This is a genomic window from Nocardioides oceani, assembly GCF_030412965.1.
GTDB lineage: Bacteria > Actinomycetota > Actinomycetes > Propionibacteriales > Nocardioidaceae > Nocardioides > Nocardioides oceani.
The window spans coordinates 121,986-140,189 of the sequence record NZ_JAUHJQ010000006.1 but is presented as its reverse complement, the minus strand read 5'-3'; the positions used below and the strand labels follow the sequence as shown (position 1 = coordinate 140,189).

22 protein-coding genes are annotated in these 18,204 nt (G+C 71.5%); 1 reads left to right on the top strand and 21 read right to left on the bottom strand.

The genetic code is table 11. The features are described from left to right. Positions 1-291: 291 nt before the first annotated feature. From QWY28_RS15265 to QWY28_RS15255, 3 genes are all read right to left on the bottom strand, one after another. Positions 292-2,349 carry a protein meaA gene (locus QWY28_RS15265; protein WP_300953417.1) on the bottom strand — a complete coding sequence of 686 codons (2,058 nt, stop codon included), beginning with the start codon at positions 2,347-2,349 and terminating at the stop codon, positions 292-294. A 112-nt stretch (positions 2,350-2,461) separates the two neighbouring features. Continuing rightward, positions 2,462-2,767: an STAS domain-containing protein gene (locus QWY28_RS15260; RefSeq protein ID WP_300953416.1), complete on the bottom strand. Its 306-nt coding sequence runs from the start codon at positions 2,765-2,767 to the stop codon at positions 2,462-2,464. A gap of 141 nt (positions 2,768-2,908) precedes the next feature. Beyond that, positions 2,909-3,493: a hypothetical protein gene (locus tag QWY28_RS15255; protein WP_300953415.1), complete on the bottom strand. Its 585-nt coding sequence runs from the start codon at positions 3,491-3,493 to the stop codon at positions 2,909-2,911. 41 nt (positions 3,494-3,534) lie between these two features. Between QWY28_RS15255 and QWY28_RS15250 the strand changes: the two genes are divergently transcribed. After that, a complete protein-coding gene (locus tag QWY28_RS15250; RefSeq protein ID WP_300953414.1) occupies positions 3,535-4,119 on the top strand; it encodes a cob(I)yrinic acid a,c-diamide adenosyltransferase in 585 nt (194 codons plus the stop codon). A gap of 30 nt (positions 4,120-4,149) precedes the next feature. Here the strand turns inward: QWY28_RS15250 and QWY28_RS15245 are convergent, their stop codons facing one another. The 18 genes from QWY28_RS15245 to rpmE all read right to left on the bottom strand — a co-directional run bounded on the left by QWY28_RS15245 (position 4,150) and on the right by rpmE (position 18,137). Beyond that, entirely contained in the window at positions 4,150-4,434 is a 285-nt protein-coding gene (locus tag QWY28_RS15245; protein WP_300953413.1) for an Rdx family protein, read from the bottom strand. After that, entirely contained in the window at positions 4,431-5,621 is a 1,191-nt protein-coding gene (locus QWY28_RS15240) for an MFS transporter (RefSeq protein WP_300953412.1), read from the bottom strand. The genes QWY28_RS15245 and QWY28_RS15240 overlap by 4 nt, the downstream gene beginning before the upstream one ends. Further along, complete coding sequence (locus QWY28_RS15235; RefSeq protein WP_300953411.1) at positions 5,614-6,057, bottom strand: DUF2550 domain-containing protein; 444 nt, start codon at positions 6,055-6,057, stop codon at positions 5,614-5,616. Before QWY28_RS15235 ends, QWY28_RS15240 begins: the two co-directional genes overlap by 8 nt. Before the next feature lie 88 nt (positions 6,058-6,145). Next, on the bottom strand, positions 6,146-6,538 hold the full coding sequence (locus QWY28_RS15230; RefSeq protein WP_300953410.1) for a F0F1 ATP synthase subunit epsilon: 393 nt from the start codon (positions 6,536-6,538) through the stop codon (positions 6,146-6,148). A gap of 10 nt (positions 6,539-6,548) precedes the next feature. Next, a complete protein-coding gene (gene atpD, locus QWY28_RS15225) occupies positions 6,549-8,006 on the bottom strand; it encodes a F0F1 ATP synthase subunit beta (protein WP_300953409.1) in 1,458 nt (485 codons plus the stop codon). Between the two features lie 5 nt (positions 8,007-8,011). Further along, positions 8,012-8,941: a F0F1 ATP synthase subunit gamma gene (locus QWY28_RS15220; RefSeq protein ID WP_300953408.1), complete on the bottom strand. Its 930-nt coding sequence runs from the start codon at positions 8,939-8,941 to the stop codon at positions 8,012-8,014. Between the two features lie 3 nt (positions 8,942-8,944). Further along, positions 8,945-10,582, bottom strand: coding sequence for a F0F1 ATP synthase subunit alpha (gene atpA, locus QWY28_RS15215; protein ID WP_300953407.1), 1,638 nt, complete (start codon positions 10,580-10,582; stop codon positions 8,945-8,947). Between the two features lie 48 nt (positions 10,583-10,630). Further along, entirely contained in the window at positions 10,631-11,449 is an 819-nt protein-coding gene (locus QWY28_RS15210; RefSeq protein WP_300953406.1) for a F0F1 ATP synthase subunit delta, read from the bottom strand. 13 nt (positions 11,450-11,462) lie between these two features. After that, positions 11,463-12,029: a F0F1 ATP synthase subunit B gene (locus QWY28_RS15205; RefSeq protein WP_300953405.1), complete on the bottom strand. Its 567-nt coding sequence runs from the start codon at positions 12,027-12,029 to the stop codon at positions 11,463-11,465. 37 nt (positions 12,030-12,066) lie between these two features. Then, the gene (atpE, locus tag QWY28_RS15200; RefSeq protein ID WP_367891531.1) at positions 12,067-12,255 is read right to left on the bottom strand and encodes an ATP synthase F0 subunit C; all 189 of its coding nucleotides are present in this window, start codon (positions 12,253-12,255) and stop codon (positions 12,067-12,069) included. 106 nt (positions 12,256-12,361) lie between these two features. Further along, positions 12,362-13,183, bottom strand: a complete 822-nt coding sequence (gene atpB / locus QWY28_RS15195) for a F0F1 ATP synthase subunit A (RefSeq protein WP_336622420.1) — start codon at positions 13,181-13,183, stop codon at positions 12,362-12,364. A 10-nt stretch (positions 13,184-13,193) separates the two neighbouring features. After that, on the bottom strand, positions 13,194-13,448 hold the full coding sequence (locus QWY28_RS15190) for an AtpZ/AtpI family protein (protein ID WP_300953404.1): 255 nt from the start codon (positions 13,446-13,448) through the stop codon (positions 13,194-13,196). A gap of 30 nt (positions 13,449-13,478) precedes the next feature. Then, on the bottom strand, positions 13,479-13,973 hold the full coding sequence (locus QWY28_RS15185; protein WP_300953403.1) for a hypothetical protein: 495 nt from the start codon (positions 13,971-13,973) through the stop codon (positions 13,479-13,481). Positions 13,974-14,040: 67 nt separating this feature from the next. Beyond that, positions 14,041-15,198, bottom strand: coding sequence for an MraY family glycosyltransferase (locus QWY28_RS15180; RefSeq protein WP_300953402.1), 1,158 nt, complete (start codon positions 15,196-15,198; stop codon positions 14,041-14,043). After that, on the bottom strand, positions 15,198-15,869 hold the full coding sequence (locus tag QWY28_RS15175) for an L-threonylcarbamoyladenylate synthase (RefSeq protein WP_300953401.1): 672 nt from the start codon (positions 15,867-15,869) through the stop codon (positions 15,198-15,200). The genes QWY28_RS15180 and QWY28_RS15175 overlap by 1 nt, the downstream gene beginning before the upstream one ends. A gap of 4 nt (positions 15,870-15,873) precedes the next feature. After that, positions 15,874-16,737, bottom strand: coding sequence for a peptide chain release factor N(5)-glutamine methyltransferase (gene prmC, locus QWY28_RS15170; RefSeq protein WP_300953400.1), 864 nt, complete (start codon positions 16,735-16,737; stop codon positions 15,874-15,876). Further along, positions 16,734-17,807: a peptide chain release factor 1 gene (prfA, locus tag QWY28_RS15165; protein WP_300953399.1), complete on the bottom strand. Its 1,074-nt coding sequence runs from the start codon at positions 17,805-17,807 to the stop codon at positions 16,734-16,736. Before prfA ends, prmC begins: the two co-directional genes overlap by 4 nt. A gap of 114 nt (positions 17,808-17,921) precedes the next feature. After that, positions 17,922-18,137, bottom strand: a complete 216-nt coding sequence (rpmE, locus tag QWY28_RS15160; RefSeq protein WP_166191162.1) for a 50S ribosomal protein L31 — start codon at positions 18,135-18,137, stop codon at positions 17,922-17,924. Positions 18,138-18,204 lie beyond the last annotated feature (67 nt).

Genomic DNA, 18,204 nt, shown 5'->3' with positions numbered 1-18,204 from the left:
CTGAGGGCCTGAGCGTGTCGAAACCCCGCGAGCAACCCAGGGCCGCAACCCCGGTCACCGGGTTTCGACACGGCTCGCTGGCGCTCGCCTGCTCAACCAACAGAGCCGCCGGCGCCCTTTCCGCCGGTGGAGCAGCGAAGGCCCGCTGAGGGCCTGAGCGTGTCGAAACCCCGCGAGCAACCCAGGGCCGCAACCCCGGTCACCGGGTTTCGACACGGCTCGCTGGCGCTCGCCTGCTCGACCAGCAGAAGTCGCTGGCGCTCGCCTGCTCGACCAGCAGAAGTCGCTTGATCAGGCCTCCGAGAGCCCGTTGGCCGAGCGGATGACGTCGACGATGCCGCCCATGATCTCGGTCAGCCCGAAGTCCTTGGGGGTGTAGACCGCCGCGACGCCCAGCTCGGTGAGCCGGCGGCCGTCGGAGTCGGGGATGATCCCGCCGACGATGACCGGCACGTCGGACATGCCGGCCTCGCGCAGGCCGTCGAGGACGGCGGGGACGAGCTCCATGTGCGAGCCGGAGAGGATCGACAGGCCGACGCAGTGGACGTCCTCGGCGACGGCGGCTGCGACGATCTGCTCGGGCGTCAGGCGGATGCCCTGGTAGATCACCTCGAACCCGGCGTCGCGGGCGCGCACGGCGACCTGCTCGGCGCCGTTGCTGTGGCCGTCGAGACCCGGCTTGCCGACGAGCAGGCGCAGCCGCCCGCCCTTGTTGCCGGACAGCTCCTCGCCCGTGACCCGGACCCGCTCGCGCACGGCGGTGAGCTCGGCGCCGGCCTCGGCCACACCGACCGCACCAGAGACGCCGGTCGGCGCGCGGAACTCCCCGAAGACCTCGCGCAGCGTGCCGGCCCACTCGCCGGTGGTGGCGCCGGCGCGGGCGGCGGCCAGCGTGGGCGCCATGAGGTTGGCGTCGGTCTTGGCGGCCTCAGCCAGCGCGGCGAGCGCTCGGGCGACCTCGTCCTCGTCGCGCTCCGCCTTCCACGCCTCCACCGAGGCGATCGCGGACTGCTCGGCCTGCGGGTCGGCGGTCATGATCGCGCCGTCGAGGTCGGCGGTCAGCGGCGAGGGCTCGGTCGTCTCGAACTTGTTGACGCCCACGATGACCTCGTCACCGGACTCGATCCGCGCGCGACGCGCGGCGTGCGCGGAGACCAGCTCCTGCTTCATGTAGCCCGACTCCACCGCGGCGATCGCACCGCCCATCGCCTGGACCCGGTCGATCTCGGCGCGGGCGCCCTCGACGAGCTCGGCGACCTTGGCCTCGATCACCGTGGACCCGGCGAAGATGTCGTCGTGCTCGAGCAGGTCGGACTCGAAGGCGAGCACCTGCTGCAGGCGCAGTGACCACTGCTGGTCCCACGGCCGGGGCAGGCCGAGCGCCTCGTTCCACGCCGGCAGCTGGATGGCGCGGGCGCGGGCGTCCTTGGACAGCGTCACGCCGAGCATCTCCAGCACGATCCGCTGGACGTTGTTCTCCGGCTGCGCCTCGGTCAGGCCCAGCGAGTTGACCTGCACGCCGTACCGGAAGCGGCGCATCTTCGCGTCCTGCACGCCGTAGCGCTCGCGGGTGATCTCGTCCCACAGCTCGACGAAGGCGCGCATCTTGCACATCTCCTCGACGAACCGCACGCCGGCGTTGACGAAGAAGGAGATCCGGCCGACGACCTTCTCGAAGTCGTCCTCGGAGACCTGGCCGGAGGCCTTGACCTGGTCCAGCACGGCGATCGCGGTGCACAGCGCGTACGCCAGCTCCTGCGTCGGCGTCGCGCCGGCCTCCTGCAGGTGGTAGCTGCAGATGTTGATCGGGTTCCACTTGGGGATCTGGTGGACCGTGTAGGCGATCATGTCGCTGATCAGCCGCAGGGAGTGCTCGGGCGGGAAGACGTAGGTCCCGCGGGAGAGGTACTCCTTGATGATGTCGTTCTGGGTGGTGCCGGCCAGCTGGGCGGCGACCTCCTCGGGCGTCGCCCGTCCCTCGGGGACGCCCGCCTGCTCCTCGGCGACGACCTGGTACATCGCCAGCAGCCACATCGCCGTGGCGTTGATGGTCATCGAGGTGTTCATCTCCGTCAGCGGGATGGAGTCGAACAGCTTCCGCATCTCGCCCAGGTGCGGCACGGGCACGCCGACCTTGCCGACCTCGCCGCGGGCCATCGCGGAGTCGGGGTCGTAGCCGGTCTGCGTCGGCAGGTCGAAGGCGACCGAGAGGCCGGTCTGGCCCTTGGCCAGGTTCGAGCGGTAGAGCGCGTTGGACGCCTCGGCGGTCGAGTGGCCGGCGTACGTCCGCATCACCCAGGGCCGGTCGCGCTGGGGCCGGTCCGTCTGGGGGCGATCGATCTGCGTCATGGAGGGAAGGGTAGGACGCGCGATACCGGTTGGTAACCGGCCCGACGTGTGGGATGCCCGACACGCCGACGACGCGCCGGGCGGGCATGGGGCCGACCTCCGCCGGGCACGGTCAGGCGCTCACGGCCTCGCGCTCGAGCTCCACGACGCTGCGCAGGCGGGAGAGGTGCAGCATGCGGCGCACGGCGGGGCCGCAGCCGCGCAGCACCATGTGGTGGCCGTCGCGGGTGGCCACCAGGGTCGCGACCGCGAGCAGCCGGAGCGCGGTGAGGTCGACGGTCCCGACGCCGGTCAGGTCGAGCACGACGTCCTCGTGCCCGGCGAGGTGGTCGTAGATCGCGTCGCGCGCCTCGGTGGTGCTGCGCACGTCGAAGTCGCCGCTCAGCACGAGCGTGGGTCCGTCGGCCACGATGTCCATCTCGCCTCTTCCTGCCCTCCGGGCCCCTGAGAAAGCCCGGACGACCGTGTGCTGGGTCACCCCTCTACCCATAGTGACGCCCCGGCAGCCGATGAGGTTGCCTGCTGCGCGGGGTTTTCCGTCGTGTCGGTCGTGGGTTGTTCAACTACGGCCGGCGCCGGATCGGGTCCCGGCGAGCGCCAGGGCGGCGGTGCCGGCGGCCAGGAGCACCGTGCCGACGACGCCGCCCGGCGCGAAGATGTGCTCGGTGTGCACCAGCCACGCACCCGGCAGGAGCAGCACTCCCCCGGCGGCGCGCACGCCGTGCCGGCGGACCTGGTCGAGCACGAGCACGACCACCGTGACCAGCAGCGCCCACGACCCGACCTCTCCGAGCGGCGTGCCGATCCGGAACAGCAGCCGCACCTCGTCGGGGCGCGGCACCCCCGGGCCGAGCTCGCGCGTGACCCAGCCCGCCGCGACGCCGCTGACCACGTCGAGGGCGGTGTAGAAGGTCGCATAGGTGTACGCCGCGAGCCGGACCAGCCACGCAACCGGGTCGGTCCGCCGGCCGACCAGCGCCGCGAGCGCCACGCCGACGAGCGGGAAGACCACCAGCCCGGGCAGGTGCAACGCGAACCACCGGTCCGCGGTCGCGGGGCTCAGGTGGTGGGGGTGGAACAGGCCGACCACCGCGAGCAGCAGGCCGGGGGCGGCCAGCGTGGCGGCGTACGCACGGCGGCCCATGCCCACGACCGTACCGAGGGGCCGGTCGATAGCCTCCGGTCATGGTCAACCTGACGCGGATCTACACCCGGACCGGCGACGGCGGCGAGACCCGCCTCGGCGACATGAGCACCACCACCAAGAACGACCTGCGGCTGCACGCCTACGCCGACGTCGACGAGGCGAACGCCCACCTCGGGCTCGCGGTCGTCCGCGGCGACCTCGACGAGGACGTCGTCGCCGTGCTGACCCACGTCCAGAACGACCTGTTCGACGTGGGCGCGGACTTCTGCACCCCGGTCGTGCCCGACCCGCAGTACCCGCCCCTGCGGATCGAGCAGGACTACGTCGACCGGCTCGAGGCGTGGTGCGACCAGTACAACGAGGCGCTGCCGGCGCTGCGGTCGTTCATCCTCAACGGCGGCACCGAGGGCGCGGCCCACCTGCACGTCGCGCGCACGGTGGTACGCCGCGCCGAGCGGTCGGCCTGGGCGGCCTTCGAGGTCCACGGCGAGGCGATGAACAAGCTGGCGATCACCTACCTCAACCGCCTCTCGGACCTGCTGTTCATCCTGGCCCGCCACGCGAACCGCCACCAAGGCGACGTGCTGTGGGTGCCCGGCGGCGAGCGCGGCCGACCGGCCTGACCGGGTCCTCGCGCCGGCCGTCCGCCCGGGTCAGTCCGTGCGGTCGGCGTGCCCGAGCGAGCGTCCGGGTGCGACGACGTCGCGCACCCGGCGCTTGAGCTCGGTGACGTCGGGGAAGCCGCCGTCGCGCTTGCGGTTCCACACCGGCTCGCCGTCCACGTCGACCCGGAAGACCCCGCCGGTGGCCGGGGCGAGGGCGACCTCGGCGAGGTCGTCCTCGAAGGTCGTCAGGAGCTCGCCCTGGTACCACTGCGCGCGCAGCAACCAGCGGCACTGCGTGCAGTAGGTGATGACCACCCGGTGACTGGCGCTCACCGGGACTCCCCCGCCGGCACGCGGGGACGTGCGGCGAGCACGGCCACCGCGGCGGGGACCATGAGGGCCGCGACGACGAGGAGCGCGTCGAGGGTCCCGACATGGTCGCCGAGCAGGCCGAGCAGCGGCGGTCCGGCCAGGAACGCGCCGTACCCGATCGTCGAGACGACGCTGACGCGGGCGGCGGCCCGGACCGGGTCGTCGGCCGCCGCGCTCATGCCGACGGGGAAGCCCAGCGCGGAGCCGAGGCCCCAGACCAGGATGCCGATCGCGACCGGCACGACGTGACCCCCGAGGACGACCAGCAGGATGCCGGCGCACGCGGCCGCGCAGCTGGCCCACAGCACCGGTGCCCGGCCGAAGCGGTCCAGGACGAGCGGCCCGAGCAGCCGGCCGGCGGTCATCGCGGTCACGAACAGCGAGAAGCCGGCGACGCCGACCCAGTGCTCGACGCCGTACCCGTCGATCAGGCCGAGGGTGAGCCAGTCGTTGGCCGACCCCTCGGCGATCGCGAACGCCAGGACCATGACGCCGATCGCGAGCAGGCGCGGCTCGGACCACGCCGAGCCGGGCCGCTCGGCGTGCTCCACGGCGGGTTCCGGCGGCAGGAAGGTCGCCGCCGCGCCCCAGACGACGAGCAACGCGACCACGCACCCGCCGACCAGGTGGATCGGCATGGGGAGGGAGACCGCGGTGAGCGGGATGCCGACGCCCGCGCCGGCGATCGACCCGAGCGACCAGCCGGCGTGGAAGCGCGGCATGACGGTGCGGGCGAGCCGGCGCTCGACCTCCGCACCCTCGACGTTCATCGCGACGTCCCAGATGCCGATGCCGATGCCGTAGACGAAGAAGCCGACGGCCGTCGCGGGGACCGACTCGAGGGCACCGGCGGCCACGCCCGCCGCGGAGAGGCCGACGGCGCAGGCGACCACCCCGGCGCGGACGACCTGGCCGGCGCCGTACCTCACGATCAGCCGGCCAGCTGCGGGCAGCGCGAGGATCGAGCCGATCGAGATGGCCAGCAGGAGCAGCCCGAGGGCGGCGTTGTCGAGGTCGAGGTGCTCGCGGATGTCGGGCAGCCGCGCGACCAGGGTCGCGAAGAGGAGGCCGTTGAGGCCGAAGGTCAGCCCGACCGCGTTGCGCGTGCGCAGGAGGGCGTCGGGTGCAGGGGGCGAGGTGTCAGCCACGGGTCCAGTCGGTGCCAGGAGGTCGGGCCTCCAGCCAGGCCTGGAAGCCGGTCAGGGAGGCGGGGCTCATCGCCAGCTCGACCTCGCCCTCGCGGGTCTGGCAGGAGATGACGACGTGGTCGGGGTAGAGCGACATCTGCTCGGGCCCCTCGGGCTCGCGACGTCCGTCGTAGGCGAGCCCGTCGCGCTGCCAGGTCCGCTTGGGCCGGGGCGACAGCGAGAAGATGCGGAACCACTCGAGCGTCTCGCCGGAGTACCGGCCGAGTCCGAGAAGCCAACCGCGTCCGGCCCTCTCGGACCGGACGCGGTGGCTGAGCTCGAAGGTGCCCCCGTGTCGGGACAGCAGCCGGCGCCGCACGATGAGGGCGGCTCCGTAGAGCAGGACGAGCAGGAGGAGCAGACCGGCTGCGTCGAGCAGCCACTGCCACACCGGCATCGAATCCCCTCTCCCACGGAAGTGCCGTCACCCTAGCGGGCGTCGGCACGGGACTCGGTGCCGGGTCGTGCAGGTCGTACGACGGTGCTCAGCGGGCCCGCTCGACGGCGCGGATGCGGGCCTCGGCACGGCGGACGCGGCGCTCGGCCTCGTCCTCCGACCCGATCAGCCCACGCGCCTCGTCGAGCTCGGCCCGCGTCTGGTCCACGTCGACCTCCGAGGCGAGCACGGCCCGCTCGGAGAGGATGGAGACCCGGTCGGCCGCGACCGAGAGGAACCCGCCGTCGACCGCGGCGACGACGACGTCGCCGTCGACCTCCGCGATCTCCACGACCGCGTCGGTGAGCAGGGAGAGCATCGGCGCGTGACCGCGCAGCACGCCGACGTCCCCCTCCACCGTGCGGGCGATCACCATGGTGGCCTCGCCGGACCAGACCGTGCGGTCGGCCGCGACGAGCGACACCGTGAGGTTCTCAGCCATCGTCAGGACCTCAGAGGTTCTTCTGGATGTCGGCCCACTTGGCCTCGACGTCGTCGAGACCGCCGCACATGAAGAACGCCTGCTCGGCCACGTGGTCGTACTCACCGTCGGCGATCTTGTTGAACGCCTCGATGGTGTCGGCCACGGGGACCGTCGAGCCCTCGATGCCCGTGAACTGCTTGGCCACGTAGGTGTTCTGCGACAGGAACCGCTGGATGCGACGGGCCCGGGAGACGATGATCTTGTCCTCCTCGGAGAGCTCGTCGACACCGAGGATCGCGATGATGTCCTGCAGCTCCTTGTTGCGCTGCAGGATCTGCTTGATCCGGATGGCGCAGTCGTAGTGAGCCTGCCCGATGTACTGGGCGTCGAGGATCCGCGAGGTCGAGGTCAGCGGGTCCACGGCCGGGTAGATGCCCAGCGACGCGATCTCGCGGGACAGCTCGGTCGTGGCGTCGAGGTGGGCGAAGGTCGTCGCCGGAGCCGGGTCGGTGTAGTCGTCCGCGGGAACGTAGATCGCCTGCATCGAGGTGATCGAGTGACCGCGGGTCGAGGTGATCCGCTCCTGCAGCTGGCCCATCTCGTCGGCGAGGTTGGGCTGGTAGCCCACCGCGGACGGCATGCGGCCGAGCAGCGTGGAGACCTCCGAGCCGGCCTGGGTGAACCGGAAGATGTTGTCGATGAAGAGCAGCACGTCCTGGTTCTGCACGTCGCGGAAGTACTCCGCCATCGTCAGCGCGGACAGCGCGACCCGCAGGCGGGTGCCCGGCGGCTCGTCCATCTGGCCGAAGACGAGGGCGGTCTGCCCGAGGACGCCGGCCTCCTCCATCTCGACGATGAGGTCGTTGCCCTCACGGGTGCGCTCGCCGACACCGGCGAACACCGACACACCACCGTGGTCCTTCGCCACACGGGCGATCATCTCCTGGATGAGGACCGTCTTGCCGACGCCCGCACCACCGAAGAGGCCGATCTTGCCGCCCTGGACGTAGGGGGTCAGCAGGTCGATGACCTTGATGCCGGTCTCGAACATCTGGGTCTTCGACTCCAGCTGGTCGAAGGCCGGCGCCTTGCGGTGGATGCCCCAGCGCTCGTTGACCTCGAACCGCTCGCCCTCCTCGAGGTTGAGCACGTCACCGGTCGCGTTGAAGACCTTGCCGAGGGTGCCGTTGCCGACCGGGACCGTGATCGGGCCGCCGGTGTCACGCACCGTGGCGCCGCGGACCAGGCCGTCGGTGGACTTCATCGAGATGGCGCGCACGACGCCGTCGCCGATGTGGAGGGCGACCTCCAGGACCAGGGTCCTGGTCTCGCCCTCGAGCTCGAGGTCGACCTCGAGCTTGTTGTACATCTCCGGCATCGCGTCCGCCGGGAACTCGACGTCGACGACGGGGCCGGTCACCCGGGCGACGCGACCGGTGTTACCGGCCGTCGAGCCCTGCTGGGTCTCTTCGAAGGTGGCAGTCATGTCTCTCACTCACTCCCGGAGTTCGCGTCGGCGAGTGCGTTGACGCCACCGACGATCTCGCTGATTTCCTGGGTAATACCGGCCTGGCGGGCCTGGTTGGCGATGCGGGTGTACTTCTTGATCAGCTCGTCGGCGTTGTCCGTGGCGGACTTCATCGCCTTCTGGCGCGCAGCCAGCTCGGACGCCGCGGCCTGCAGCAGGGCGAAGAACACCCGGCTCTGCACGTACTGCGGCAGCAGCCCGTCCAGCACCGCCTCGGCCGAGGGCTCGAACTCGTAGAGCGGGAGCACGTCGGAGGGGTCCGGTCGCTCGACCGAGCCACCCTCCTCGGCCTCGACGACCTCGAGCGGCAGGAGCCGCACCGCGGTGGGCTCCTGGGTGAGCATCGAGCGGAAGCGCGTGTAGACGAGGTGGACCTCGTCCACGTCGCCCTCCTCGCCCTGCTCCTTCAGGAAGGACTCGATCAGCGCCGCACCCACCTCGGCGGCCACGTCGTACGACGGCTGGTCGGAGAACCCGGTCCACGCCTGCACGATCGGGCGCTGGCGGAACTTGAAGTACGCCTCGCCCTTGCGACCGCAGATGTAGGTGTCGATCTCCTTGCCCTCGGACCGGAGCTTCTCGGCGAGACGCTCCGCCTCCTTGAGCACGCTCGAGGAGTACGCGCCGGCCAGACCTCGGTCGCTGGTCACGATCAGCACGGCCGCCCGCTTGGGGTTCTCCTCCTCGCGGGTCAGCGGGTGGTCGACGTTCGAGAACGTCGCCACCGCCGAGACCGCGCGGGTCAGCTCACGGGCGTACGGCGCTGCCGCCTGGGCCCGCTGCTGCGCCTTGATGATCCGGGACGCAGCGATGAGCTCCATGGCGCGCGTGATCTTCTTCATCGACTCCGTCGACTTGATCCGCGCGCGGTACTCACGCAGCGATACGGCCATGCGTCAGCCCCGCTTCTGCTTGACGATCTGCTCCTGGTCCTCGTCCTCGAGCGCCTCGGCCGGAGCCTCGTGGCCGACCTTGATCGACCCGCCCTCGGAGGTCTCGAACTGGTCGAGGAAGGAGGTGTAGGCGCCCTCGACCGCGGAGGCCGTGTCGTCCTCGAACTTCAGGGACTCACGGATCGCGTTGAGGATGCCCTCGTGCGAGCGGCGCAGGTAGTCGAGGAACTCACGCTCGAAGCGCAGGACGTCCTCGACCGGGACGCGGTCGAGGCGACCGGTCGTGCCGAGCCACAGGGAGACGGTCATCTCCTCGACCGGGTACGGCGAGTAGGCCGGCTGCTTGAGCAGCGCCATCAGGCGCTGACCGCGGTCGAGCTGCTGGCGCGAGGCCGCGTCGAGGTCGGAGGCGAACATCGCGAACGCCTCCATCGCGCGGAACTGCGCCAGGTCGACCTTGAGCGAGCCGGTGACGGCCTTGAGCGCCTTGGTCATCGCCGCACCACCCACGCGGGAGACCGACACACCGACGTCGATCGCCGGGCGCTGGTTGGCCGCGAACAGGTCGGACTGCAGGAAGATCTGACCGTCGGTGATCGAGATGACGTTGGTCGGGATGAACGCCGAGACGTCGTTGGCCTTGGTCTCCACCATCGGCAGCCCGGTCATCGAGCCGGCGCCGAGGTCGTCGGAGAGCTTGGCGCAACGCTCGAGCAGGCGGCTGTGCAGGTAGAACACGTCGCCCGGGTAGGCCTCACGGCCCGGCGGGCGGCGCAGCAGCAGCGACACGGCGCGGTAGGCCTCGGCCTGCTTGGTCAAGTCGTCGAAGACGATGAGGACGTGCTTGCCGTCGTACATCCAGTGCTGGCCGATGGCCGAGCCGGTGTACGGCGCGAGGTACTTGAAGCCGGCGGAGTCCGACGCCGGCGAGGCGACGATCGTGGTGTACTCCAGCGCGCCGGCCTCCTCGAGGGCGCCACGCACCGAGGCGATGGTCGAGCCCTTCTGGCCGACGGCGACGTAGATGCAGCGGACCTGCTTGCTCGGGTCGCCGGTCTCCCAGTACTGCTTCTGGTTGATGATCGTGTCGATCGCGACCGTGGTCTTGCCGGTCGCGCGGTCACCGATGATCAGCTGGCGCTGGCCGCGGCCGATCGGGGTGAGCGCGTCGATCGCCTTGATGCCGGTGGCGAGCGGCTCGTGGACCGACTTGCGCTGCATCACCGACGGCGCCTGCAGCTCGAGGGCGCGACGGCCCGTGGTCTCGATGTCGCCGAGGCCGTCGATCGGGTTGCCCAGCGGGTCCACGACGCGGCCGAGGTAGCCCTCGCCGACCGGGACCGAGAGGATCTCGCCGGTGCGGCGGACCTTCTGGCCCTCCTCGATCTTGTCGAAGTCACCGAGGATGACGACGCCGATCTCGCGGGCGTCGAGGTTCAGGGCCAGGCCCAGGGTGCCGTCCTCGAACTCGAGCAGCTCGTTGGCCATGGCCGACGGCAGGCCGCTCACGCGTGCGATGCCGTCGCCGGCCTCCGCCACGACGCCGACCTCTTCGCGGCTCGCCGCCTCGGGGCGGTAGTCGGCGACGTACTTCTGCAGCGCGTCGCGGATCTCCTCCGGACGGATGGAGAGCTCCGTCATCTCGGTTCCTTCTCTCTTGTCTCTACAGCTGTGAAGTGAGGGGGTGGTTCAGCCGGCGAGACGACGCCGGGCGTCGTCGAGGCGGCTGGACACGGTGCCGTCGATGACGTCGTCACCGATCTCGACGCGGATCCCGCCGAGGACCGTGGGGTCCACGAGCAGGTTGAGGTGCACCGGCCGTCCGTACTGCCGCGACAGCAGGTCGGCCAGCCGGTCCCGCTCGGCGCCGGTCAGGTCACGGGCCACCCGTACGGTGGCCACGCCCTGCTCCTGCACCTGGGCCGCGACCTTCTGGTACTCCGCGAGCGCGACGCCCACCGTGCGGTGGGTGCCGGCCAGGGACTGGACGACGAGGGTGACCGTCGCCGGGAGCGCCTTGCCGTCGAGCAGCGAGCGCACCAGCGTGGTCTTGTCCTCGAGCGTACGGGCCGGGTCCGAGAGCGCGTCCCGGAGCTCGGGGGCGCTCTTGATCGTCTCCGCGACGCCGAACAGCTCGTCGGAGAGACGGCCGGCCTGGTCGCCAGCGCCCTTGACCGCGGCCACGACGCCCGCGTGCTCGAGGGCGTCGGGCAGGTCGCCGGCGGAGGTCCACCGACGCGAGACCGCCGTCCGGACGACCGACAGCGTCGTCTCGGACACCTTCCCGCCGAGGACCTGGCCGACGAGGCCGGTCTTGGCCTCGGCGGGCAGGGAGGCGTCGGTGAGGAAACGGCGCAGCGCGCCCTCGGACCGCAGGGTCTGCGAGACCGAGAACAGCTCACCGGCGACGGAGGTGGCGGTCTCCGGCGAACCGGCGACCGCACCCCCGAGCTCGTCGGTGAGGGCGGCCAGCGACTCGGCCGAGGCGCCGCGGAACGAGGCGGTCATCAGTGCTCCCCCATCAGTTCCGACCCGGCGTACCGGTCTCGAGGTCGGCGAGGAAGCGGTCGACGACGCGGCGCTGCCGGTCGTCGTCCTCGAGGGACTCGCCGACGATGCGGCCGGCCAGCGAGGTCGCGAGGGTGCCGACCTCGGCACGGAGCGAGGTGACCGCCTGCTGGCGCTCGGCCTCGATCTGGGCCTTGCCGTGCTCCACGATGCGCGAGGACTCGGCCTGGGCCTGCTCGCGCATCTCGGCGATGATCCGCGCCCCCTGCTCGCGCGCCTCCTCGCGGATGCGCGCGGCTTCGTGCCGGGCGTCGCCGAGCTGCTTCTCGAGCTCGGCGAGCTTGGCGTCGGCCTCCGCCTGCTTGGTCTCGGCCGCCGCGAGGCCTCCCTCGATCGCCTTCGTGCGCTCGGCGTAGGTCGCCTCGAACGCCGGCACGACGAACTTCTTCACGAGGAAGAAGAGGATCGCGAAGACGACGAGCGACAGGATGAGCTCGATCGGGTGCGGGATGAGCGGGTTGAGCTCGTGCTCCTCCCCCTCGGACGCCCTCACCACCAAGGAGGTCACAAGTGCTTGCATGCCAGGTCCTTCCGGGTCCTACAGGCGGAGGGCGTGATCAGCTGAGGACGAACGCGAGGGCGATACCGATGATGGCGAGCGCCTCGGCGAGCGCGAAGCCGAGGATCGCGATCGACTGGAGGCGGCTCTGGGCCTCCGGCTGACGGGCAACGCCGGCGATGTAGGCCGCGAAGATCAGGCCGATACCGATACCGGGACCGATGGCCGCGAGGCCGTAGCCGATCATGTTGAGCGAGCCGTTCAGAGTGCCTTCCACGGCAATCTTCCTTTCGGTGTGTTCCTACGGGGTGGTGCTGGTCGAGGGGTGCAGCTGCTGAGCGTGGAGCTGGTGCTCAGTGCTCGTCCGCGATGGCGCCACTGATGTACATGGCGTTGAGCAGGACGAAGACGTAGGCCTGGAGGAACTGGATCAGGATCTCCAGGAAGGCGACCGCGATGAACAGCAGCCAGGCGATCACGCCGACGGGGGCGTACTGGATCGCCATCTCGGTCACGAGGTACTCGCCGCCGAGCGCGAACAGGATCAGCAGCAGGTGGCCGGCGAACATGTTCGCGAAGAGTCGCAGCGCCAGGGTGACCGGGCGGACGAGGATGTTCGACATGAACTCCAGCGGCACGAGCAGGATGAGCATCGGGCCGCCGATGCCCGCGGGCACCGACTGGAGCTTGAAGTAGCCGACGAAGCCGTGCTTGCGGATGCCGGCGACGTTGTAGACGACCCAGCTCAGCAGTGCCAGCGAGTAGACCATCCCGGACCGGGAGAAGGTCGGGAACTGCAGCAGCGGGATCGAGGCGAAGAGGTTGTTGAGCAGGATGAAGAAGAACAGCGCGAAGAGGTACGGCGTGTACTTCTGGAAGTCGTGGCTGCCGATGATCTCGCGGCCCAGCGAGTTGCGGACGAAGCCGTAGGCCTCCTCGCCGACGAACTGCAGCTTGCCCGGCACCATCGCGCGCTTGGCCGAGGCCATCTTGAAGAACGCGAAGACCAGCACCGCGGCGAGGACGAGCTGGAGCATCGGCTTGGTGACACCGAGGACCGCCTCCTGCCCGAGGAAGTCGACGGTCGAACCGCCGCCGATGGCGGGGAGGTCGAAGTCGGCCGGTCCGGGCGGGGTGAACCCGTCTGCGGAACGCACCACGGCTGCGACGTTCACCAGTTCTCCTCTATCTGTCGTGCGACTGCTCGTGCGGCTGGCTGTTCGGCTGGGCGCGGTTGAAACGAGCGAAGGTCATGTAGATCCCGAGCGTGGCACCGATCAGGATGCCGACGGCCACGAGGTACGTCGTGCCGAGCCACCGGTCTGCGAGCCACCCCAGGACGCCGTACACCGCGACGCCCGAGACGATGTAGCCGAAGGCGTGCCACGGATCGCCCTTCGGGCCGTCCTGAGGAGCAGCTGACTGATCCTGCTGACTCATGGCGCCCCGGACGATAGCAGGCGTGGCGGGTCATCGATCACCCCCGTGCTGCGCGGTGGTCGGCTGCGGGGACGCAGCGGCGTCCGGGAGGTCGTAGACCGGGATCCGCACGCGGCCGGCGAGCACGACCTGGACGGTCGTCCAGGCCAGCGTGCCGACGATGACCGCCCCGGCGAGCCAGCCGCGGGAGAGGGTGTCCCCCACCGCGCCGGAGCCGTCGAGCGCCGAGAGCACGACCAGCACGACGAGCAGCTGCAGCGCGTAGGTCAGCAGCGCCACGATCAGCGAAGCCGCAGGCAGGAGGCCCGCCACGGCGTGCACGGTCGCGGAGCCGAAGGCGAAGACGACGACCACGAGGGCGGTCCCGACCAGGGCGCCGTACGCCGCCGGGCGACCGTCGGCCAGCGCGCCGACGACGGCGGCCAGCAGGCCTGCTACGACGGTCCCGAGCCCGGCTCCGACCAGGACCGCCGACCCGCCGGCGCGGCGGGTCCTCGCGGTCTCGCGGGGCGTCTCGGTCGTCATCCGGCGGCCGTCCTGGGAGGGGTCTCGTCGCGGTCGTCAGCGACCCTGGGGCCGCTCGTGAAAACTATCACAAAGTCTCCGGCGAGGGCTCATCGAGCGCCTCCAGCACCTTGGGCTTGTGCAGCACCGGCAGCACGAACGTCAGCACGACCGTCACCGCGGCCAGCAGGCCGACCGAGAGCCAGACCCACACGCCGGTGTAGAGGCTGGCGCACACGGTCGCGAAGGCGATGAGCCCCGCCCACAGCCACATGATCAGCACCGCCCGGCGCTGGGAGTGCCCGATCTCGAGCAGCCGGTGGTGCAGGTGCTGCTTGTCCGGCGCGAACGGCGAGCGGCCGGCGCGCGTGCGGCGCACGACCGCCATCACCAGGTCCAGCAGCGGCACCACGAGGATCGAGACCGGGAGCAGGACCGGGAGCAGCGTCGGCACCAGGCTGGCCTGCGACCCGGCGCCGCCCTGGGCGATCTCGGTGCCGGAGAACTGACCGGTCAGGGTCACCGCGCTGGCCGAGAGCACCAGCCCGATGAGCATCGAGCCGGAGTCGCCCATGAACAGCCGGGCGGGGTGGAAGTTGTGGACGAGGAAGCCCACGCACACGCCGGCCAGCGCGACGCTGAGGAGCGCGGCGGTGGTGGCGCGCGGGGCGTCGTTGAGCCGGGTCAGCTGGTAGCAGAAGACGAAGAACGCGATCGCACCGATGCCGACGACGCCGGCGGCCAGGCCGTCGAGCCCGTCGACGAAGTTCACGGCGTTGACCGTCGCGACCACCACGAACCCGGTCAGCAGCGCCGCCTGCGAGGCCTCCATCGCGAAGACCTCGCCGTTGGTCAGCGGGAAGAAGACGTACTGGATCCCGAAGGCGATGAGGAAGCCCGCCGCCAGCACCTGGCCGCCGAGCTTGGTGAGCGCGTCGAGCTCGAAGATGTCGTCGAGCACCCCGACGGCACAGATGAGCGCGCCCGCGATGAGCACGATGCCGGCGTCGCGGAAGACGAAGGGCCCGCTGAGGGAGAGGAACGGCAGCTCGCGCGCCACGAGGTACGCCGCGACGAGACCGCCGAGCATGGCGAGCCCGCCGAGGTAGGGGATCGGCTCGTCGTGCACGTCCCGGTCCCGGACCGCCGCCACCGCGCCGGTGCGGATCGCGATCTCCCGGGCCACGACGGTGAGCAGGTAGGTCACCGTCGCGGCGACCAGGAAGACGAGGAGGTACTCCCGCACTACGCGGTCGCCTGGCCCTCGTCGGTCAGGGTCGCGCCGAGCGGCTCGAGGACCTCGTTGAGCGCGTCGAGGGAGAGCGCGCCGCGGCGCAGGACCCGCCCCTGGTCGCCGGTGCAGTCCACGATCGTCGAGGCCTCGCCGCCGGGCGACTCCCCCGCGTCGACCACGACGGCCACCTCGTCGCCGAGCATCTCCTCGGCCTGCTCGGCGTCGGTCGCCGCCGGCATCCCCGACAGGTTGGCCGAGGAGACGGCCAGCGGACCGGTGCGCTCGAGCACCTCGAGGGCGACCGGGTGGTCGGGCATCCGCACGGCCACCGTGCCGCGGGTGTCGCCGAGGTCCCACTGCAGGGAGGTCTGCTGGTGGCACACGATCGTCAGCGGCCCGGGCCAGAACCGCTCGACCAGCGCCCGGGCGTAGCCGGGCACCCGCACCGCGAGGGCGTCGAGCGTGGTCGGAGAGCTGACGAGGACCGGCGGCGGCATGTCGCGGCCGCGGCCCTTGGCGTCGAGCAGGTCGCGGACGGCGGCGGGGTCGAAGGCGTCGGCCGCGATGCCGTAGACGGTGTCGGTCGGCAGCACGACCAGCTCGCCGCGCTGGACCGCCAGGGTCGCCGCCTCCACGGCCGCCTCGCGGCCCTCCTCGGTGTCGGTGGGGTAGCGCTCGCTCACCCGGTCATCGTGCCAGCCGCGCCGTCAGGAAGCGCGCCCGACCTGCCAGGTCGCGGTGGTCGCGGACCTCGGTCCAGCGTCCGGTCGCGCTGAAGACCGCGGGCGCGGACTCCCCCTGCACGTCGGCGTGCTCCGCGCCGACCTCTCCCCCGGGCCGCAGCAGCAGCGCCGCACGGCGCTCGAGCACGCGCATCGCGTCGAGCCCGTCGTCCCCGGAGAACAGCGCGAGGTGCGGGTCGTGGTCCCGGGCCTCGGGTGCCACCGACTCCCACGCCTCCAGGGGGATGTACGGCGGGTTGCAGACGACCACGTCGACCGAGCCGGCCAGGTCGTCGAAGGCCGTGGCCAGGTCGCCCTGACGCAGGTCGACCCCCGTGCCTGCCAGGTTGCGCTCGGCCCAGCGGTGCGCGGCCTCGTCCAGCTCGACCGCGTGCACCACGGCCTGCGGCACCTCGTGCGCCAGCGACCGGGCGATCGCCCCGGAGCCGGTGCACAGGTCGACCACGACCGGCGTGCGACCCTCCGTCACCAGCGCGGCGGCGCGGTCGACCGCCCAGCCCGCGAGCAGCTCGGTCTCCGGCCGCGGCACGAACACCCCGGGCCCGACGGCCAGCTCGACGTGACGGAACCACGCCGACCCGGTCAGGTGCTGGAGCGGCTCGCGCGCCGCGCGGCGCGCGACCAGCGCGGCGTACTCCTCGGCCGCCGGGGTGGGGACCTCGTCGACGAGGACCAGCCGGCCGCGGGTGGTGCCGAGGACGTGGGCGAGCAGCTCCGCCGCGTCGTGCTCCGGGCTGGCCACCCCGGACTCCCGCAGCCGCGCGGTCGCCTCCGCCAGGACCACGCGGCGCGGGCTCGGCGTGCTCACTGCTCGAGCGCCTCGAGCCGCGCGGCCAGGTCGGCGTCGAGGCAGGAGGCGAGCACCGGCTGCAGGTCCCCGTCGAGGACCTGGTCGAGGTTGTAGGCCTTGTAGCCGGTGCGGTGGTCGGAGATCCGGTTCTCCGGGAAGTTGTAGGTGCGGATCCGCTCGGAGCGGTCCACGGTGCGCACCTGGCTGCGGCGCGCGTCGCTGGCCTCCGCGTCGGCGGCCTCCTGCGCGGCGGCGAGCAGTCGGGCGCGGAGGATGCGCATCGCCTGCTCCTTGTTCTGCAGCTGGCTCTTCTCGTTCTGGCAGCTGGCGACGATGCCGGTGGGCACGTGGGTGATCCGCACCGCCGAGTCGGTGGTGTTGACGCTCTGCCCACCGGGGCCGCTGCTGCGGTAGACGTCGATGCGCAGGTCGTTGTCGTTGAGCTCCACGTCGACCTGCTCGGCCTCCGGCAGCACCAGGACGCCCGCGGCGCTGGTGTGGACGCGACCCTGCGACTCCGTCACGGGCACCCGCTGCACGCGGTGGACGCCGCCCTCGAACTTCAGCAGGCCGTACGGCGCCTCGCCGGGGTCGGGCGTGCCCTTCGCCTTCACGGCCACGGTCACCGACTTGTAGCCGCCGAGGTCGGACTCCGTGGCATCGAGCAGCTCGACCTTCCAGCCGCGCGCCTCGGCGTAACGCGTGTACATCCGCAGCAGGTCGCCCGCGAAGAGCGCCGACTCCTCGCCGCCCTCGCCGGACTTCACCTCGAGGATGGCGTCCTTGTCGTCGGCCGGGTCACGCGGGACGAGCAGCCGACGCAGCCGCTCCTCGGCCTCGGCCAGCCGCGGGACGAGCGACTCGGCCTCCTCGGCGAACGAGGCGTCCTCGGCGGCCAGCTCGCGCGCGGCCTCGAGGTCCTCCCTCAGCCGCTGCCAGTCGCGCCAGGCACCGATGACCGCCGAGAGCTGGGCGTAGCGCTGGTTGAGCCGCTTGGCCAGCCGGGCGTCGGCGTGGGTCTCGGGCGCGGCGAGCTGCTGCTCGAGCCCTTCGTGCTCGGCGAGCATGCCCTCGACGGCCTCGAACACCGGTGGCTCCTCCTGCGGTCGCACGGGCGGGAGCCCGCGGGGGTGTCTGTGGTCGGGTCGCAAATGACGAACGCCGGTCCCCGCCACAGGGCAGGGACCGGCGCTCGGGGACAGCTACTTCTTGGCTGCCTTGGCGTAGCGGGCCTCGAAGCGGGCGACGCGGCCGCCGGTGTCGAGGATCTTCTGCTTGCCGGTGTAGAACGGGTGGCACTGCGAGCAGACGTCGGAGCGGATCTGGCCCGAGGTGACAGTGCTGCGGGTCGTGAACTCGGCGCCGCAGGTGCAGGTCACCGTCGTCTCGACGTACTCCGGGTGGATGTCCTTCTTCATGGTGTCCTCTCAGTCGCCGGGTCGTCCGCCGCGCCCTGCGGCAGGTACGTGAACCGGAACCAGCACA

What these genes read in the sequence shown, in the direction of transcription:
- QWY28_RS15265 (WP_300953417.1), bottom strand. Translation starts at nt 2,349, where the DNA reads ATGACGCAGATCGATCGCCCCCAGACGGACCGGCCCCAGCGCGACCGG.
- QWY28_RS15260 (WP_300953416.1), bottom strand. Translation starts at nt 2,767, where the DNA reads ATGGACATCGTGGCCGACGGACCCACGCTCGTGCTGAGCGGCGACTTC.
- QWY28_RS15255 (WP_300953415.1), bottom strand. Translation starts at nt 3,493, where the DNA reads ATGGGCCGCCGTGCGTACGCCGCCACGCTGGCCGCCCCCGGCCTGCTG.
- QWY28_RS15250 (WP_300953414.1), top strand. Translation starts at nt 3,535, where the DNA reads ATGGTCAACCTGACGCGGATCTACACCCGGACCGGCGACGGCGGCGAG.
- QWY28_RS15235 (WP_300953411.1), bottom strand. Translation starts at nt 6,057, where the DNA reads ATGCCGGTGTGGCAGTGGCTGCTCGACGCAGCCGGTCTGCTCCTCCTG.
- QWY28_RS15230 (WP_300953410.1), bottom strand. Translation starts at nt 6,538, where the DNA reads ATGGCTGAGAACCTCACGGTGTCGCTCGTCGCGGCCGACCGCACGGTC.
- atpD (WP_300953409.1), bottom strand. Translation starts at nt 8,006, where the DNA reads ATGACTGCCACCTTCGAAGAGACCCAGCAGGGCTCGACGGCCGGTAAC.
- QWY28_RS15220 (WP_300953408.1), bottom strand. Translation starts at nt 8,941, where the DNA reads ATGGCCGTATCGCTGCGTGAGTACCGCGCGCGGATCAAGTCGACGGAG.
- atpA (WP_300953407.1), bottom strand. Translation starts at nt 10,582, where the DNA reads ATGACGGAGCTCTCCATCCGTCCGGAGGAGATCCGCGACGCGCTGCAG.
- QWY28_RS15210 (WP_300953406.1), bottom strand. Translation starts at nt 11,449, where the DNA reads ATGACCGCCTCGTTCCGCGGCGCCTCGGCCGAGTCGCTGGCCGCCCTC.
- QWY28_RS15205 (WP_300953405.1), bottom strand. Translation starts at nt 12,029, where the DNA reads ATGCAAGCACTTGTGACCTCCTTGGTGGTGAGGGCGTCCGAGGGGGAG.
- atpE (WP_367891531.1), bottom strand. Translation starts at nt 12,255, where the DNA reads ATGATCGGCTACGGCCTCGCGGCCATCGGTCCCGGTATCGGTATCGGC.
- QWY28_RS15190 (WP_300953404.1), bottom strand. Translation starts at nt 13,448, where the DNA reads ATGAGTCAGCAGGATCAGTCAGCTGCTCCTCAGGACGGCCCGAAGGGC.
- QWY28_RS15185 (WP_300953403.1), bottom strand. Translation starts at nt 13,973, where the DNA reads ATGACGACCGAGACGCCCCGCGAGACCGCGAGGACCCGCCGCGCCGGC.
- rpmE (WP_166191162.1), bottom strand. Translation starts at nt 18,137, where the DNA reads ATGAAGAAGGACATCCACCCGGAGTACGTCGAGACGACGGTGACCTGC.